Below are 18,884 nucleotides of genomic sequence, written 5' to 3'. Positions count from 1 at the left end.
AAAATATTTAAAGCCATCTTAAAATAGCAAAAACTCATAATTAAGATAATTTTAAACCTTTTGCTTGTTTTTCTATATTAAACTCCGTAAAATTACATAAAATTAACATTAATTTAATACCCTGTAACCAAAGTAAATATTGAAAATTAATTCTACATACTGCCGTACAACCGATGATTCGACACTTTGGAGTAATCTAAAAAAAGGTGATGAAAAAGCTTTTTCATTACTTTTTGAAAAGTATTATGAACATTTGATTCGTTACGGTAATTCATTTTCACCTCATGCTGAAAAAGTTCAAGATTGTATTCAAGATGTGTTTGCGGATCTCTGGTTATATAAAAATTCTTTAAATGAAAATGCTAATGTTAAAGCATACTTATTATCAAGTGTGAGAAATCGTATCGCTAGACTTCAAGAACGCGACCATATTTTTAGAAATACAACATCTACAGATTCTATTCAATTTTTATTTGACTTTTCAATTGAACATCAGTTAATCATTGACGAAAACACTGCCGATAAAGTGCAGCAACTTAATAAATATATTAATCTGTTACCATCGAGACAAAAAGAAGCATTATTCCTAAGATACCACCAAGGTCTTAGCGTTGAAGAAATTGCAGATATGCTCGATGTAAATTACCAATCGGCTAATAATTTATTACACCGTGCATTACTAAACTTACGCAAGGAGTGGAATACAACGATTCCCTTACTGGTACTGCTCTCACATGGCATATTGTAAATTTATCTTAAATAAATTTAAAAAAAATCTTAATTTACTGAGTATACAATACTAAAACTGTCCTTTATGTATTTGTAACCTTATTTTTAGATGCAAAAACGTAACAATTATACAGAAATAGAAGATTTTTTAACTGACGAATCATTCCAGTCTTGGGTACGCACCAATGTAGACTTAAAAAACTGGGAAGAATGGACATTAGAAAATCCACAACGTGCCAAATTGGTTGAAGAAGCCAGACTTTGGATTTTTGCTATGAAGGTTCCTGAAAATAATTTATCCTCTTCAGCATTACAAACAGCTCTAGTAGCAACTTGGAATAAGATTGAAAAGAATGAAAAAACTCAAAAGAAAGAAATTAAACTTTGGAATAATAATAATTGGCTTAGGTCTGTTGCAGCAGTTTTGGTTTTTGGTTTACTCGCTTCATGGACTTACAGCCATTTATTTATTCCAAATAATTCTACACAAATTTACAATAAACTTGTTAATGATGAAGGTCTAGTTGAGCAAATAAATAATTCTAACAATCCTCAAATTATAACTTTATCTGATGGTAGTTCTGTTTTATTACAACCTCATAGCAAGTTGAGTTATCCTAAAATTTTTGTTGGAAATGAACGAAAAGTTTACCTTTCAGGAGAAGCCTTTTTCGAAATCAGTAAGAATCAAAAAAAACCTTTTTTTGTCTTTGCTAATGAAATTGTAACTAAAGTAGTAGGAACAAGTTTTAGAATAAGAGCCTACGATAATCAGCCTAACATTGAAGTTCTCGTTCGTACAGGTAAAGTAAAAATACAATCTAATAAATCAATTCCAAACTCAAAGAAAGAAGAAATTGTCTTGTTACCCAATCAAGCATTACGATTTGTTCGTAAAAATTCAACTTTTAATAAAATTACTGATATTACAAAGGATGAGTCTCTTGTTAATGCGACAGCCACTATTGAACAGCTGAGTTTTGATTTCACAGACATTCCTGTATCACAAATCTTTAAAACTATCGAACAAGCTTATTTAGTTGATATCGATTTTCCAGAAAGCAAATTAAAAAATTGTCATCTTACTACCTCATTAAATGACCAACCTTTGCCTCAAAAATTAAAAATTATATGTAGAAGTCTGGGAAACAATACAAGCTACGAAATGAATGGAAACCAAATCATTATAACCTCTAATGGTTGCAATTAATAATTAACATGCCTATGTAGTAATATCCAAAAAATAAAAAAACGCCGAATATGCTGTAACACATTCGACGCTTAAATGAATTCAAGTTGCTTTCTGTAAAAAGTAACTTGGAGTGTTCCGTAAATACCCGATTAAAAAGTATAAATTAAAACTAACCAAAATTATGAAAAAACCTGTTGTTAAACAACGATTACTCTATCGAATCATGAAAATAACACTATTCCAATTTTTCTTGGCCTTTGTGTTTTCCACAGTGACCATGGCAAATAGCGTTAAAGGGCAAAAGAAATTAGATACTAAAGTAACCATTACTATTTCCAATTTAAGCTTATATAATGCCCTTTCAAAACTTGAAAAAAATGCAAACGTTAAGTTTTCCTATAATTCAAGAATTACTCAACTGAGCCAAAAAGTGAGTATTAATGCTACTGACGAAACTTTATCGAGTATCCTTAGTATTATTTTAAAACCCCTTAACATCGAATACAGCGAAGTAAGCAATCAAATTGTGTTGCAAAATAAAATTGCCGAAGAAGGGATTATTGGATTTGAACCTCTAAAATCATTAAGTCAGAACTTATTACCCTTACCTATCATTAAAGGTAAAGTAATTGATGAAAGAGGAAATCCATTGCCTGGCGCAACTGTGTTAGCTAAAGGAACAACAAAAGCCGTATTGACTGATTTTGACGGTAAGTTTACTATTGACATGCCTGCAAATAGTACTAGACTAGTTATTTCTTATATTGGGATGCAATCCCAAGAAGTAGGTATTAAAACTACACCTCTTACTATAGTTTTAACTGATGAGGCCAATAATCTATCAGAAGTAGTTATTACCACTGGTTATGAAAAAACATCTAAAAGAACTTTTACCGGAGCAGTAAGTAAAATTACGGGTACAGAGCTTTTGGTTGAAGGAGTTGTAGATATCAGTAGAATGATTGAAGGAAAAGCCGCTGGTGTAACTGTTCAAAACGTTACAGGTACTTTTGGTACAGCTCCAAAAATTACCGTACGTGGATCTTCTTCTATATTTGGAGATACTAAACCACTTTGGGTAATTGATGGTATTGTACAAGAAGATATCGTGAATCTTTCTTTTGCTGATTTAGCATCAGGAAATTCAGAAACATTATTAAGTTCTTCTATTGCAGGACTAAACCCGAATGACGTATTAAGTATTGAAGTACTTAAAGACGCATCTGCGACATCTATTTATGGATCAAGATCCTTGAATGGAGTTGTTGTTGTAACTACAAAACAAGGAAGAAGAGAGTCACCATTAAACATTAGTTATTCATTAGAACAAACAGCAAGAGTAGTACCGAACTATAATCAATATGACATTTTAAATTCTCAAGAAACGATGAGTATTCTTAAAGAAATTGAGTCAAAAGGATTCCTCGGTTTACCTGCTACCGCTCAGGGTCGTTATGGAGGTGTATATAATATTCTTGCAAATGCAATTAATACTTATGATCAAACTAATGGTACTTATGGCGTTAAAAATGATGAGCCTAGTAGAAATGCTTTTCTTAAAAAATATGAATTAGGAAATACGAACTGGTTTAAAGTTTTATTTAGACCTTCTATAACTCAAAATCATTCATTAAGCTTTTCTGGTGGGGGAAAAAACAATGCGTATTTTGCCTCTCTTGGTTTCTACAATGATCCAGGATGGACTGTTGCTGATGGTGTAAGCCAATTAACAACAAATATTAAAAATACATTTTTTATCAATGATAAATTTAACCTAACATTATCTACACAGGCTTCGGTAAGAGATCAATCAGCTCCAGGAAGTTATGACAGTCTTAAAGATGGTGTAGGCGGAAGCACTACTAGAGATTTTGATATTAACCCATTTAGCTACGTTTTAAATACCAATAGAACCTTACGTCCCTATGACGATAATGGAAACTACGAGTACTATAGAAACAACTGGGCTCCACTAAATATAGTTAACGAATTAAAAAATAATTATATGGACATTAAGGTTAAAGACATTCGTTTTCAAGCTGATTTAGCCTATAAAATAAATCCAAAATTAACGTATAACTTTACAGCTAACGCTCGTTATGCAAATACAAGTAGAGAGCACAATATTTTAGAGCAATCTAATATCGTTGGTGCATATAACGCAATGGAAACAACAATTGTTAGAGAAGCAAATATATTTTTATATGAAGATCCTAACGATTTAACAGCTCCTAAAGTATCTGTTTTACCTAATGGTGGTATTCTAAGAAAATTTTCTAATGAATTAACATCTTATAACATTAGAAATAGTTTTAATTATAAAAATATTTTCAAAGATACACATGAACTAGAAGCTTTATTTGGTCAAGAACTTAGATCAGTAGATAGAAACAGTAATAATTTCACAGCATATGGATTACAATATGATAGAGGCTTAACTGCCTTTACAGATCCTAGAATTCTTGAAAAAATAATAAATGGTGGAGAATCATACTATGGTTTTAATGAAGAAAGAGAAAGAACAGTTGGTTTCTTTGGTAAAGTAGGATATACTTACGATAGACGTTATACTGGGTCGATCACAGGTCGTTATGATGGGTCTAACAGACAAGGAAATAGTAATTCATCACGATGGTTGCCTACTTATACTTTTAGTGGTAAATGGAACATTTTGGAGGAAGATTTCATGAAAAATGCTAAAGCTATAACTAATTTAAGTCTAAGAGGGTCTTATGGTCTTACAGCAACAGCTGGACCTGCAACTAACTCATTGGCGATTTACAAGAGTTTCATCACAGATCGTTTAAATTTAGGAGACAGAGAGACTGGATTAAACATAGATGAACTTCAAAATGCAGATTTAACTTGGGAAAAACAATTTGAAACTAACATTGGTGTAGATTTAGGTTTGTTTAATAATAGAGTGAACTTTACAACTGATGTATATAGTCGTAAGGCATTTGATTTAGTTGACTATGTTACTACTTCAGGTATTGGAGGACAAAAATTAAAGCAAGGAAACAATGCCGATATGTCAACAAAAGGTATTGAAATATCGTTATCTACTAAAAACCTTAATAATACAAGACTAAAATGGTCAACATCATTTAATTTTTCGATCTACGATCAAGAAATTACAAAATTGCAAAACAATCCAAGTGTACTAGGACTTGTTGACGGTACAGGTGGGAATACAGTAGGTCATCCAAGAAATGCCTTATACTCTTATCAATTTACAGGTTTGAACAATCAAGGTCTACCAACTTTTGTGATGGCTGATGGTCAAGACGACAATATCGCTGGAGCAAATTTCCAAGATTCTGAAAATGTAACTAAGTATTTAAAATATGAAGGATCTATCGAACCCAATAAATCAGCAGGTATCTCAAATACTTTCACTTATGACAATTGGTCTTTAAACATCTTTATCGTTGCCGCTGGTGGTAATAAAGTACGTTTAAACCCAATCTATGCTAGTGAATATGATGATCTAACTGTTTTTACTAAGGAATTCACAAACAGATGGATTAATCCTGGTGATGAAGCACTTACAAACATACCTGTAATAGCTGACCAGCGTTTGATTGCAAATTACGATGCACAATCAAAAAATTTAGAAATAGCATACAATGCTTATAACTTTTCTAATGAGCGTGTAGCTGATGGTACTTTCGTAAGATTGAAAAACGTTTCTCTAACTTATGAATTCCCTAAAGATTTAAAGAAAAGTTTAGGCGTTAATACCTTTTCATTAAAAGGATCAACAGCAAATCCATTACTAATTTATTCTGATAAAAAATTAAACGGACAAGATCCTGAATTTTACAGAAGTGGAGGAGTTTCTCAACCAATTACTAGCCAATACACATTCTCACTTAACGTATCATTTTAATAAAAAAACATGAGAAAAATAAAAATAACCCTATCCCTCTTAGTTATACTAGGACTTAGTAGTAGTTGTGATGATTTCCTTTCGGAAATTCCAGACAACAGAACACAATTAGACACACCAGAAAAAATTTCAGAAATATTAGTTAAAGCATATCCAGAAGGTAATTATATGGAATTTGCAGAAACAATGACTGATAATGTTTTTGATAGTGGAGACTTAACTCTTACGACTATAAAAAACAGTCAAAACTACAATTGGGAAATGCAACAAGACATTGAGCAAGATACTCCATCATCTTATTGGGACGCTTGCTACACAGCAATTGCACACGCTAATCAAGCCTTAGAAGCAATTGATCAATTAGGAAGTCCTTCTAATTTGCTTCCACAAAAGGGAGAAGCTTTATTAGCTAGAGCCTATTCACATTATATGTTAGTAAGTCTATTTTCGAAAAGATACAATCCTGCAACTGCTAAAACAGACCTAGGAATTCCTTACATATTAAAGCCTGAAAGTGTATTACTTGCTCAATATAAAAGAAACTCTGTTGAAGAAGTTTACAAGTTCATTAAAGCCGATTTAGAAGAAGGATTAGCCTATGTAACAAGTGACTATAAACAACCTAAATTCCACTTTAATAGAGCTGCAGCAAATGCTTTTGCTAGCCGTTTCTATACTGTAATAGGAGATTGGGATAGCGTTTTAGACGTTTCTAATGAATTAGGAAATAAACCCGGTTCTAAATTAAGAGATTATCAATCTTACTTAGATGTAGACTTTGAAACAGGTACTCGAAAATATTCTGATGAAGGTGAAAACACGAATCTTTTAATAGCTTCTACATCTTCAATTTACTCTAGAAGTTTTTACATAAATAGATTTCAATTAACAGGTGCAGATAGAGACTTGATACTTGGTGCAAATACTAATTTAGTTAATAAAACATATTTATATAGAGCAGTATCTTATAATGGACAAGTTACCCTTTTTGTACCAAAATTTGTTGAGTATTTCAGATATACAAATGCTAACGCAGGTATTGGTCAACCGTTTGATGCATTAGTTCTATTAAGCAATGACGAATTATTCTTAAATAGAATTGAAGCTCATGTAATGAACAACCAACTAGGGATAGCTAATGAAGAAATTGATCATTTTTTATCGCTTAGAATAACTGGTTACAACGCTGCAACTGACAAGGTCTCTGAGGCTAAAATAGTAGCAAAATATCCAGTGATCAGTGATGAGTATACTCCGTTTTACAGTTTAACGCCTGTACAAAATTCATACATTAAAGCACTTGCTGAAATGAGAAGAAGAGAGTTTCTTCACGAAGGTTTAAGATGGTTAGACATTAAGCGTTTTGCTTTAAAAATAACTCACAAAGCATTTAATCAAGCTGATAATGTTTTAGAAAAAGATGATTTACGTAAAGCAATTCAGTTGCCGTTACACGTAACAAATACAGGAATAGAAAAAAACCCACGTTAATACTTCAATTAAAATGAAAAAATTAAATCTATATAAAAAAGTAGTCGTACTTTCTTCGGTTTTATTCCTAGGAGCTTGCGCAAGTGAAGATCCACTTAAAGAAAGTATTCTAGATGTGTCAATTCCGTCAAAAACAACTTTAGATAATTGGATTGATACCAATTACCTTAACCCATACAATATAAATGTTCAGTATAAATGGAATCAAAATGTAGTAGACAACAATCGTTTTTTATTCCCTCCATTACAATCAAAAGTGCAACCAGCTTTAGAAATCGTTCAAAAGATTTGGCTAGACAGTTACACAACAGTTGGTGGAGCTGATTTTGTAAAAAAAATATCACCTAGAGAACTTGTTCTTGTAGGAGGATTAAATTTAAACACAACGGGTACAAGAACTTTAGGATTAGCCGAAGGTGGTTTACGAATCACCTTATTTGAAACAGATTATGTTGTAAAAAATAACCGTGAAAGCGTAAAACTTTTTGTACATACTATTCAACACGAATATATTCATATATTAAATCAAACTAAACCTTTTGACGAAAAAGCATTAGCAAAAATAACCCCAACGGGCTATACAGCTAACTGGGATGCTACATCTACTGCTGTAGCTAACGAAGAAGGTTTTATTACCGCTTATGCAAGATCAAATATAAACGAGGATTTTGCTGAAATGGCATCTACAATAATTGGAAACACAGAAGATGAATACAATGCCATTCTAGACGGAATAACTGATCCTGTAGCTGTAGCTAATATTAAGGCTAAAGAAGCTGTAATTGTTAAATATTATAAAGACACTTTTTCAATTAACATTTACGATTTAAGAGACGAAGTTGAAAAAAATACTAAAGCAGTTACTAATTAATTTATATAAAAAACATTATGAAATTAAAAACTATAATTAATTATATTTTGGTGGCTTTTATAGCTATCCAATTGGTTTCTTGTGATAACAAAGAAACCCTCGACTCGCCTTTTGGCGCAACACCTACTGAGCGTTTAAATGGGCAGCAGAAAGAATTAAATGATTTACTTGAATCATCTGAACTTGGTTGGAAAGCAGTCTATTTTACAGATACAACTCAACTAGGTGGATTTACTCATGTATTTAAATTTAAAGACGGTGTTGTTGATATGGCATCAGATTATGATGATGACACTTCCATTTATTCTAGTGAATATAGTATTGAATTAGGAAGTACTGTTAGCTTACTGTTTTCTACAAAAAATAGAATACATTTATTATCTGATTCAGATAACTACCCTACAGAAGTATTAAGAGGTAAGGGATATAAAGGAGACTTTCAGTTTTTATATTATGGTCAAGAAGATGGTCAAATCATTTTTAGAACTAACAGAAGTTTCGAAGAATTACGTTTTGTTAAAGCTACTGCAGCTGACTGGACTGATTTAGCAAAAGCAAGAGCAATGATACCTAATGTAATAGGAGCTACCACAAGACCTCTATTTAGGTTATTAGAAACTAATGATGGATCAAAAATAAGTCAATTTGACTTTAACTTCACTCCTGCTTCACGTTATGCAGTAGCAAATTCTATTGAATCAGGATCTAGTTTTTCATACAACATGGGTATTGCATACACACCTACAGGAATTATTGTTAGCCCTGCAGTAAAAGTAGGAACGCAAAGCTTGTCTGAGTTTATTTATGATGCAGCTAGTGGTAACTTTAATGCCACAGGTACAGGAGGAGCTACTGCTTCAATCAAATACAGTAACAAACCTCTATTGTTAACGGATGACTACAAAGCATTACTAGCAGGAGGTACGTATATCATATTTGGATATTCTGTAGGTGACTATATAGAAGATGCACCAACAAACTCTCTTCTATTTAAAACATTATTAAACCAGACAAATACATCCATACCAGTAGGTAAAACACTAACCGACATTTATATTTATTTTAATCATCCAACTTTAGGATCATTTATTAACTATTATTTTGAAAATGGCTCATTTATACGTCATAACATTACTGTTACCGAGGATGCTACTAATAAAAAAATAACCTTAGTACATAAAAGTTATGGTGCGGCAGGATCATATCCACCGTTATCATCTATCCAGAACCTTGATGCTCAATTAATGAATACACAAGGCTTATATTTGCAAAAAGAAAAATTTACAATTGGCTATTCCAACACTGTATATACTTTTACAACAGCCGCAAATTTATTTAGAATGTCAACATGGAAATTGAATTAGTATTTACTTAAATCTTCAAAAGGTTGCTCTTAACGGAGCAACCTTTTTTTTTGCATTAAAAAATCTAATTTCTCAATTCTCTAAATTTAATATAAGAATAAACGACTGGCACTATCGAAATGATAGCAATAATTGTGATAAGAATGTAAATGAAAATGCTTTTATCTAAAGTCAAACTCCCTAAGACAATCAATAAACCGCCAACAATCCAAAGTTTACCCGCCATTATATGCGTTAATTTCCATACCTCTTTATTCTCCAGAGTCCAAGGTGTTTTAATACCAATAAAATAATTGGGCTGAATTACTTTGAAATAATTACCCAACGCGATAAACAAAACACCTATGGGAATGAAAATCAAATTCGCACTTGAAGTGGATTGATTTACCGATATATGCAAAATAATAAAAGCTAAAGTCGACATGAACAAAACCAATATAAATTTCAATTGATAATACTTCCCTCCCATTTGCTCAATTTTCTTTTTCGGGTCAATTTTAGGGATGACCACCATTAAAACATAAGTCAAAACAGGCAATAAAAACAATAGGACTATCAATGAATATTTATCCCCCCATTTATCAACTTCTCCTTTGTAATTCCAATGTGTCGGTACTTTCTCCGGTAGTATATTCCAAATAATAGCCAAATAGACGAAAGGTGCCAATACAATTCCAATTAAAGGCAGCTCTTTTTTCAACGTTAATTTCATGATTTTATTTTTTAAAAGTTAATATCCATTGCAATACATCCTCCATTACTGTTGTGTTAATGGAATAAATGATGAATTGCCCATTTTTTTCGAAAGTGATCAAATCTGCACGTTTCAAAATATCTAAATGATGTGAAATACTCGGTTTTGAAATATTGAAATGAGCTGCAATTTCACCTGCAGATAAATCCTTGACTTTCAAAAGCTCTAATATCTCCCTACGGGTCACGTCATTTAATGCTTTAAAAATAGCATTCATTTTTTCTTGTATTTATATATTTAGACAAATATCTAAATATAATTTCTAATGACAAAATTAAATTTGAATTTAGTACATTTACACAAATTACTAAACTATGCCTACCGACTGTATCAGCTATCAAAATTCAGGGTATTTCTCCCCTTTGATGAATGATTATTTAGATCAAAAAAACGATTTACACTCTTTATACAACCGCTTCCCTACACCTGAAAACTTTGAGGGACAAATTCTCGAAAAGCAGGCCAATTTTGACAATTCAAATAGAATCACTTTAGTTTCGGTTCTACAAAAACAATACGCTCGTATTGAAACCTCTCATTTAACACTTCAAAATATTGAAGCTTTGAAAGTGAACAATACTTTTACGGTAACTACCGGACATCAATTGAATCTATTTACTGGTCCTCTATATTTCCTTTATAAAATTATCTCCACGATTAATCTTACCAAGGAATTAAAAGCAAAATATCCTGCCTATAACTTTGTCCCTATTTATTGGATGGCGACCGAAGACCATGATTTTGAAGAAATTAATTATTTTAATTTCAAAGGAAAAAAATTCAGGTGGAACAAGGAAAGCACTGGACCTGTGGGAAGATTGTCTACCGAAGGATTATCAGATGTTTTTGAATTATATGCCCAGGAATTAGGTTCAAGTACGAATGCTGAAACCTTGAAGAACTTATTTAAAGACGCCTATCTAAATTACGACAATTTAGCAGATGCTACACGTCATTTAGCGAATGCCCTTTTTGGAGCACAAGGTCTGGTAATTCTTGACGCAGATGATGCCGATTTAAAGCGTAGTTTTATTCCTTTTGCAAAAGAAGAATTGCTAAACCAAACTTCACATAAGGCAGTACTTGAAACAACTGAAAAATTAAAAAAATACAACATACAGGTAAATCCACGCGAAATCAACTTGTTTTATATCGAAGATAAAATGCGAGAACGCATTATTCTGGAAGAGGGGAAATACAAAATAAACAATACTAAAATTGAATATTCTGAGGACGAGATCTTAACATTACTAGATACCAACCCAGAGATGTTCAGCCCTAACGTGATTATGCGTCCACTATATCAGGAAGTGATTTTGCCTAATCTATGTTACATTGGCGGAGGTGGAGAAATCGCTTATTGGTTAGAATTAAAATCATTTTTTGACACGGTAAAGGTTACTTTCCCAATGCTATTAGTACGTAACTCTGTTCTTTTAGCTACCGAAAAGCAACTTAAAAAAGCAGACAAATTAGAATTAACTTGGAGCGACTTGTTTTCTAAACAAGCCGATTTAGTAAATACTAAAACAATACAATTATCGGAATTCCCAATCGATATGTCCACTTTAAAACATCAGTTGGAAGAACAGTTCAAAGCATTGTATGAGATTACTAAACTAACGGACAAGTCTTTCGTTGGAGCTGTAAAAGCGCAGGAAGTAAAACAAACAAAAGGACTAGACAACCTAGAAAAACGTTTGCTAAAAGCACAGAAAAGAAAACTAAGCACCATTTTAGAACGCATCACCGACTTACAAAACGAACTATTTCCGAATAAAAGTTTACAGGAACGTCAAGCTAATTTTTCAGAATTCTATTTGGAATCAGGCGCTAATTTAATTCCAACAGTAATTGATACCTTGAAACCTTTAGAACAAAATTTTAATATAATTACACTTTCATAAAGGAATACAAGCATTAAAAAAATAGTACGTACTTTTAATTATAATCAAAAGAAAATCAATGGCAAAAGAACGCTTAATTTCATTGGATGTATTTAGAGGTCTTACTGTTTTTTTGATGACCATAGTCAATAATCCAGGGGATTGGTCCGCCATATATCCACCGTTAGAACATGCAGATTGGAATGGCTGGACTCCCACTGACCTAGTTTTTCCTTTCTTCATTTTGATCATGGGGGTAGCAATTCCATTTGCTTTACCAGCAAAAACTTTTGATGTCGCCACTTTCATTAAAATACTGGCGCGCTCGCTGCGGATAATTTGTTTGGGAATCTTTTTCAATTATTTTGGCAAAATCCAACTTTTTGGTTTAGAAGGCGTTCCTTTATTAATAGGAAGACTTGTCATAACCTTTGGCGTAGGCTATGCCCTTTTGGGTAATTTCAATTCGAAAATCAAATTGTACCTCGCACTTACCATTCTGGCGGCATATCTATTTTTAGCTTTCGGCGGTATTGAAGCCTATAAAGAAGTGAGACTACCAGGCGTACTGCAACGCATAGGGATTGTTTATTTTTTCATATCACTTTTGTACCTCAAAACAAATCATAAAACACAAATCATAACAGCGATAGCTTTATTGTTAGGTTATTGGGCGTTAATTACATTAGTACCAGTTCCTGGAATTGGCGAAGCAAACCTTGAAAAAGGGACCAATTTAGCCGCCTGGATCGACAATGCCGTATTAAAGGACCATCTTTGGGTGTATTCAAAAACATGGGATCCAGAAGGGATTCTAAGCACTCTACCTGCAATTGCCACAGGACTAATAGGACTGCTGATTGGTCAATTGCTGAATAGCGACTCCAGCAAACTTGCCATTATAAAAAAAATGATAATTACAGGTAGTGTACTAGTGCTCATAGGAATGATCTGGAACACCGTTTTCCCAATAAACAAATCGCTTTGGACAAGTTCGTATGTTTTATTTACAGCTGGTCTAGGCATACTCATTTTTACCTTTCTCTATTATATAATTGACATTGTAAACATCAGGAATGGGTATAAATTATTCTTAATTTGGGGGGTGAACCCAATGATCGTTTTTTCATTTTCCCAAATCATACCACAAGGATTAAGAATGATTCAATTTCAAAACCCAAACATTCCATTGGAACAAATTAACCTCCAGCAATATCTTTATAGTTTTTGGGTCCTTCCCTATTTCGACAACCCCATGGCGGCATCTTTGGCTGGGGCTATAATTTATTCCTGCATTTGGACTTTTATTTTATGGCTGTTTTACAAAAACAGTTTAATTTTTAAAGTATAGAGCAAAAAAAAGACCTAATTAACAAATAAAAAAGCCTAAACTGCTGATTTCCTAATTTCAATTCAAAAAAAAGTCTACTTTTGCACAAATTTAAAAAATACAAAACAAAATGGCTACAAATAGAACATTTACAATGATTAAGCCTGATGCTGTTGCTAACGGACACATCGGAAACATACTTGCAATGATTACAACTGCAGGTTTCAAAATTGTTTCTTTGAAATTAACTCAACTTACTGTAGCAGATGCTCAAGCATTTTACTCAGTACACGCTGCAAGACCTTTCTATGGTGAATTAGTAGAATTTATGTCAAGAGGTCCTATTGTTGCTGCTATTTTAGAAAAAGACAACGCTGTTGAAGATTTTAGAACATTAATCGGTGCTACTAACCCCGCTGATGCTGCTGAAGGTACAATCCGTAAAGCATATGCTACTTCTATTGGAGAAAATGCAGTTCACGGTTCTGACAGTGATGAAAACGCAGCTATCGAAGGTGCTTTTCATTTTGCAGGAAGAGAGCAGTTCTAGTATTTAGTGTTCAGTTTTCAGTTTTTTTAGTGTTCAGTTAAAATAACTGAATTAACAAAAACTAAACAACATATAAAATCCCGTCCGCTAAAAGCGAGACGGGATTTATTTATATTAACACTTAAGTTCTACCTCCCCCTCCTTCGGAGGCGGCCAGGGGGAGAATCTATCTCAACACTACATCCTTCACCACATCGCGACGTAGTTCTTCATTTATCATGGTCACAATTTTAGTTCTTCCATGACTTAACTCTTCACGCAACACAGACGAAGTCAACTCAACATACAGCGTACTTCCTTTAAGCACCACATTTTTAGTATAACTATTTACCCCATTTCCCATCAGGTTTTTCCAGGCATCTTTCACGTCAATCTGGTCCATTCCGGGCTGTAGTTTATTGACCTGAATAATTTGCTTTAAAACATCTCCTACCGTACTTTGATTATTTAGTCTTTTCGCCATCGCCTGTTAGATTTATTGCTCCCGTTTTCTTATAATGATATTCCTTTTTCTCTTCATTTCGCACCACTAACTCCTTATCAGAAATGGCAATTAATTCTTCACTCCATTTTGAGTAAGGGGTAGAATAATCTAAGAATGCTTTACCATCCTTAAATCGAACATTTACATTTTCATACGTATCATTCACCAAAAAAGTACCGTTTAATTGTGGCATTACTTTCTTTCGAATCCCCTTATTATTCTTGTCAATTTCAAAAAAATCATAACTTTCATTCATTTTATAATCCTTATCTTCTCCTTTGTCAAAAACCACTTTTTCTATTTCCCAATAGCCATTTATTTTGGCAATATCAGTAGGTTCAATCTTTTGCTGACAACCCACAAAAAGCAAAGACAGCACTAAAATTCTAAATGTATTTTTCATAATCAATTATCTGGTTTTTTAGGAGCATTTTCCTGCTTTCCACTACAATCTTTTTATCTCGTCCTAAAAACGATATAAAAAGGATTTTCGTTTCAATCAGGGCTAGGCTTTTTGATAAATAAGTTTAATATTTTTATACCACAAAGCTAAGCTTATTAAATTCAAAGAAAACAAAAATAGCAAAACACATTAAACTATTTTGATTATTTTTGATTAAAGAAAGACTAATCCCTACAAGATGCCAAAATCGATACAATGTCTGCTAATCCTGCTATTATGCCTTGGATGCACCAAAGAAAATACAGAAACGAACCCTACTCCTTCTGCAACCAACTACTTCCCTCCTTTAACGGGAATGCAGTGGGAAACAAAATCCATAGCCAGTCTGAATTGGAATCAAGGAGCTGTTCAACCTCTATTAGATTATTTAGAACTCAAAAATTCTAAGTCTTTTATTATTTTAATCAATGGTAAAATAGTCATGGAGAACTATTTTAATGGACATTCAGCAACAGCTAATTGGTATTGGGCAAGTGCTGGAAAAACACTTACAACTGCAGTGACAGGAATTGCAGAACAGGAAGGGTATTTAAACATCCATTCTAAAGTTTCAGATTATATTGGTGCTGGATGGACGAGCCTACCCTTGGCAAAAGAAAACTTGATTACTAATAAACATTTGCTGACCATGACATCCGGAATTGAGGATATTACAAATGGTGACGATGTCACTCCAGCAAATTTAAAATATAAAGCAGATGCAGGAACACGTTGGGCATACCATAATGTATACGTCAAACTTCAAGATGTTGTGGCTAAAGCAACAAAACAAACTTGGAGCAACTATTTCAACACTAGACTAAGGGATAAGATTGGCATGGATGGCGCTTGGTTTGATTCTGGCAATAATTCCGTTTATGCCAGCACAACCAGAAGCATGGCCCGCTTTGGACTATTAATGCTTAATAAAGGGAAATGGGAAAATACGATAATACTCAATGACAACTATTGTAATGACGCTACTACAACATCGCAAAACATCAACCTAAGTTACGGCTATTTATGGTGGTTAAATGGAAAAAGTAGTTACCACTTGCCGCAATCACAATTGCAATTCTCGGGAAGTATTATTCCATCTGCCCCAAATGATATGTACATGGCTTTAGGAAAAAACGACCAGAAAATTTATGTTATTCCAAGCAAGAATATGGTAGTAATAAGAATGGGGGACGCCGCCGATAATATAAATCTGGCATTATCCGATTTTGATGAAACCTTATGGATAAAAATAAAAAGTCTCTATCAGTAAGAGCTCATTATTTCGTTTTTCTTTTGGCGATAAGCCCGAACAAAAAAACCGTAAAACCCATCGAAAACAAAAAAACATATCTGAATACACTCCAAATATGTTTTTGTAAAAAGCCAAGTATAAACCTTATTTTTTAAATCTCATCTTCTAAACAAACATCAAAAAACAAAATAACATTAGTCTTATAAAATCGATACGCTGAAAAATGGCTCTCAATATCTGCCCTAAACCTTGTATGATTATTCAAATAAAAGGTCTCACATTGCACATCATCACACTCCCGAATCATTTCTAATTTATTAACAAATCCTAATAAATTGTTATTGTATGATTCGTTAATATTCTCAACGTTAGTTAGATCAATAATCAAATTCTTCTTTTTTTGCTCATCGCAGTTTAAAATTTTAAAAATAGAAGAATATAGCATTCTCTTAAAAAAAAGAATTTCTATTCTAATAAGAGAAACGTCTTCTTTCCATCTTTCAATATCTAAATCCATGAACTTCATTTGAATATCATCGATTGTCTCGTGCTTATAAATTAAATCTTTCATATTGTTTCATTTTCTATAGTTCTACCTTTTTGCTTTACTCCAATAATCTTAATCGTATTAATCCCTGATGGAAACTGCCATACAATTTCATCTCCAGTTGCATAGCCAAACAGAGCCAATGCCATCGGTGACAAAATAGATATTTTGTTTTGTTGAATATTACTTTTTTCAGGCGTTACAATTTGATAACTGCGTTCCACATTATAAGGAGTTTTAATACATACAATAGAATTATACCTAATCACATCTTGCGGCATAACGTCATAATCGAGCATTTTTGCCGTCAACAGTTCTATTCTTAGTTTTTTCATTGATTCTCTATAAACTTGATCTTCTTGATCTTGAGAATTAGCTATGCTTCGCATCAATAAGCGGTACTCTTTTATATTTACTATTAGCTGACCGTATTTCATAAATTAGTTGTAAAGTACAAATTCTAAAACCTTTATAGAAATGGGTAATAACTATAAAGGTTTTTAAAATCTGACAGAATTATTAAAAAAATTTAAGGAAAAATACCTCTTTGAATGTAAGCGGTTTCTATTCTTGTAATTGCTAAAATATAAGCTGCAGTTCTCCAATCTATTTTGCCTTCCTTAACCAGCCCTTCCACTTTATAAAATACCTCTGAAAGTTTTTTATCAATCTTTTGCATCACTTCATCAAGTTGCCACAGTTCTCCATTCCTATTTTGTAGCCACTCAAAGTAGCTTCCTATAACACCTCCAGAATTACACAAAATATCGGGTATTATGGCAATTCCGTTTTGTAATAATATTTTTTCACCTTCCGTATCGATTGGCCCATTAGCACCCTCAGCGATAACATCCGCTTTGACTAAATAAGCATTATCCACTGTAATTTGATTTCCTAATGCAGCTGGAATAAGAATATCACATTCGACTCCAAAAAATAACTCTGGGTCAATTTCTTCTGCCCCTGTGAATCCTTGTATAGATCCTTTTCTTGGTTTCGAATGTTCAAATAATTCTTCAACCGCGATTCCCTTTTTATTAATAATAGAGGCATGAGCATCTTGTACAGCGACTAAAATAGCTCCTTCTTGTGTTAAAAAATGAGAAGTCCAATAGCCTACATTACCAAAACCTTGAACAATAAACTTTTTGCCTTCCAAACTTTCGCCTCTACTTTTGTACAACAATTTAATTGTCAGATACACTCCGTAACCAGTGGAACGATTTCTCCCTTCAAGACCTCCAGAACCGACTGGCTTCCCTGTTACGACATGCTGATTACGAGAGCGCTCTGATGATGATTTAGTAGACATGAAAGTATCAGCCATCCATGCCATCGTTTGTTCATTAGTATTGACATCTGGTGCTGGGATATCATGTTCAGGCCCTATATTTTCTCCTAAAGCATATGTAAAACGACGTGTAATTCGTTCTAATTCCCCTATCGAATAATCTCGAGGATCAATTTGAATCCCTCCTTTTGCACCACCATAAGGCAAACCTGCCAATGATGTTTTCCAAGTCATCCACATCGCAAGCGCTTTGGCATCGTCCACATTTACAGTTGGATGATAACGCAACCCTCCTTTATATGGTCCCAATGCATTATTATGCTGGACACGATATCCTGTAAAAATCTGAACTCCACCATTATCCATTTTTACGGGAAAATGAAGTATAATTTCATTATTTGTTATTGATAAAATTTTTCTAATGTTTGAGTTTAAGTTGATAGAATCAGCTGTTTTATTAAACTGTTCCATTACGTTGTCAAGCATGCTTCTTTTGGTCGCTTCTTTTATAGCCATCATATTAATTTATTGATAATGTTCACAAAATATTTTGTTATTACGTTGCCAAGTGCAATGGACATTGCTATCACAATTGATACATAATCCTACGTTCACTTCTCCTTTAAAAGCTGATTCTTCTTTTGCAACGGCAGAAAAATCCAAGTCAATGATCATTTTATCTCTTTTGACTTTTCTTTTAATGGCTACAGGAATAGAATCAATCCCTTGTTTCTCTAGAATGTTCATCTCATCTAATTTTAATGTTTGTTTAGTAAAAAACAGCATTTGTTTCCATAACAATAGACAAA

At 33.1% G+C, this 18,884-nt stretch carries 18 protein-coding genes; 10 read left to right on the top strand and 8 right to left on the bottom strand.

All coding sequences use genetic code 11. The features are described 5' to 3' along the window. Positions 1-139: 139 nt before the first annotated feature. The 6 genes from AC4PRO_RS08785 to AC4PRO_RS08760 all read left to right on the top strand — a co-directional run bounded on the left by AC4PRO_RS08785 (position 140) and on the right by AC4PRO_RS08760 (position 9,539). Positions 140-748, top strand: a complete 609-nt coding sequence (locus AC4PRO_RS08785) for an RNA polymerase sigma factor (RefSeq protein ID WP_492117080.1) — start codon at positions 140-142, stop codon at positions 746-748. Positions 749-838: 90 nt separating this feature from the next. Beyond that, complete coding sequence (locus AC4PRO_RS08780; RefSeq protein ID WP_492117079.1) at positions 839-1,939, top strand: FecR family protein; 1,101 nt, start codon at positions 839-841, stop codon at positions 1,937-1,939. A gap of 163 nt (positions 1,940-2,102) precedes the next feature. After that, complete coding sequence (locus AC4PRO_RS08775; RefSeq protein ID WP_492117078.1) at positions 2,103-5,813, top strand: SusC/RagA family TonB-linked outer membrane protein; 3,711 nt, start codon at positions 2,103-2,105, stop codon at positions 5,811-5,813. Positions 5,814-5,822: 9 nt separating this feature from the next. Then, on the top strand, positions 5,823-7,304 hold the full coding sequence (locus AC4PRO_RS08770; RefSeq protein ID WP_492117077.1) for a RagB/SusD family nutrient uptake outer membrane protein: 1,482 nt from the start codon (positions 5,823-5,825) through the stop codon (positions 7,302-7,304). A 13-nt stretch (positions 7,305-7,317) separates the two neighbouring features. Next, on the top strand, positions 7,318-8,175 hold the full coding sequence (locus tag AC4PRO_RS08765) for a zinc-binding metallopeptidase (protein ID WP_492117076.1): 858 nt from the start codon (positions 7,318-7,320) through the stop codon (positions 8,173-8,175). A gap of 17 nt (positions 8,176-8,192) precedes the next feature. Continuing rightward, positions 8,193-9,539 carry a DUF4302 domain-containing protein gene (locus AC4PRO_RS08760; RefSeq protein WP_492117075.1) on the top strand — a complete coding sequence of 449 codons (1,347 nt, stop codon included), beginning with the start codon at positions 8,193-8,195 and terminating at the stop codon, positions 9,537-9,539. 64 nt (positions 9,540-9,603) lie between these two features. On the opposite strand, the gene AC4PRO_RS08755 is transcribed toward AC4PRO_RS08760, so the two are convergent. Further along, on the bottom strand, positions 9,604-10,251 hold the full coding sequence (locus AC4PRO_RS08755; RefSeq protein ID WP_492117074.1) for an SdpI family protein: 648 nt from the start codon (positions 10,249-10,251) through the stop codon (positions 9,604-9,606). Positions 10,252-10,255: 4 nt separating this feature from the next. Further along, positions 10,256-10,510, bottom strand: a complete 255-nt coding sequence (locus tag AC4PRO_RS08750; protein ID WP_074723884.1) for an autorepressor SdpR family transcription factor — start codon at positions 10,508-10,510, stop codon at positions 10,256-10,258. 97 nt (positions 10,511-10,607) lie between these two features. Between AC4PRO_RS08750 and bshC the strand changes: the two genes are divergently transcribed. The 3 genes from bshC to AC4PRO_RS08735 all read left to right on the top strand — a co-directional run bounded on the left by bshC (position 10,608) and on the right by AC4PRO_RS08735 (position 14,059). Then, positions 10,608-12,200, top strand: coding sequence for a bacillithiol biosynthesis cysteine-adding enzyme BshC (gene bshC, locus AC4PRO_RS08745; RefSeq protein WP_492117073.1), 1,593 nt, complete (start codon positions 10,608-10,610; stop codon positions 12,198-12,200). Positions 12,201-12,258: 58 nt separating this feature from the next. After that, on the top strand, positions 12,259-13,530 hold the full coding sequence (locus AC4PRO_RS08740) for an acyltransferase family protein (protein WP_492117072.1): 1,272 nt from the start codon (positions 12,259-12,261) through the stop codon (positions 13,528-13,530). 109 nt (positions 13,531-13,639) lie between these two features. Further along, positions 13,640-14,059, top strand: coding sequence for a nucleoside-diphosphate kinase (locus tag AC4PRO_RS08735; protein ID WP_371540992.1), 420 nt, complete (start codon positions 13,640-13,642; stop codon positions 14,057-14,059). Between the two features lie 166 nt (positions 14,060-14,225). Here AC4PRO_RS08735 and AC4PRO_RS08730 read toward each other — a convergent pair whose 3' ends face one another. Further along, positions 14,226-14,522: a DciA family protein gene (locus AC4PRO_RS08730; RefSeq protein WP_074723888.1), complete on the bottom strand. Its 297-nt coding sequence runs from the start codon at positions 14,520-14,522 to the stop codon at positions 14,226-14,228. Continuing rightward, positions 14,503-14,946 carry a hypothetical protein gene (locus tag AC4PRO_RS08725; RefSeq protein WP_492117071.1) on the bottom strand — a complete coding sequence of 148 codons (444 nt, stop codon included), beginning with the start codon at positions 14,944-14,946 and terminating at the stop codon, positions 14,503-14,505. Before AC4PRO_RS08725 ends, AC4PRO_RS08730 begins: the two co-directional genes overlap by 20 nt. A 238-nt stretch (positions 14,947-15,184) precedes the next feature. Between AC4PRO_RS08725 and AC4PRO_RS08720 the strand changes: the two genes are divergently transcribed. Continuing rightward, positions 15,185-16,255, top strand: a complete 1,071-nt coding sequence (locus tag AC4PRO_RS08720; protein WP_492117070.1) for a serine hydrolase domain-containing protein — start codon at positions 15,185-15,187, stop codon at positions 16,253-16,255. 133 nt (positions 16,256-16,388) lie between these two features. On the opposite strand, the gene AC4PRO_RS08715 is transcribed toward AC4PRO_RS08720, so the two are convergent. From AC4PRO_RS08715 to AC4PRO_RS08700, 4 genes are all read right to left on the bottom strand, one after another. Further along, on the bottom strand, positions 16,389-16,808 hold the full coding sequence (locus tag AC4PRO_RS08715; protein ID WP_074723891.1) for a hypothetical protein: 420 nt from the start codon (positions 16,806-16,808) through the stop codon (positions 16,389-16,391). Beyond that, positions 16,805-17,221, bottom strand: coding sequence for a GreA/GreB family elongation factor (locus AC4PRO_RS08710; RefSeq protein WP_492117069.1), 417 nt, complete (start codon positions 17,219-17,221; stop codon positions 16,805-16,807). The genes AC4PRO_RS08715 and AC4PRO_RS08710 overlap by 4 nt, the downstream gene beginning before the upstream one ends. Before the next feature lie 92 nt (positions 17,222-17,313). Next, entirely contained in the window at positions 17,314-18,594 is a 1,281-nt protein-coding gene (locus AC4PRO_RS08705; protein ID WP_492117068.1) for a Glu/Leu/Phe/Val family dehydrogenase, read from the bottom strand. Positions 18,595-18,600: 6 nt separating this feature from the next. Then, positions 18,601-18,822 (bottom strand): hypothetical protein, encoded by a 222-nt coding sequence (locus tag AC4PRO_RS08700; RefSeq protein WP_492117067.1) that lies wholly within the window; start codon positions 18,820-18,822, stop codon positions 18,601-18,603. Positions 18,823-18,884: the final 62 nt, after the last annotated feature.

It is taken from the genome of Flavobacterium sp. DW-iso2 (assembly GCF_058725285.1).
The sequence above is the reverse complement of the archived record's forward strand: the minus strand, read 5'-3'. Positions and strand labels throughout refer to the sequence as shown.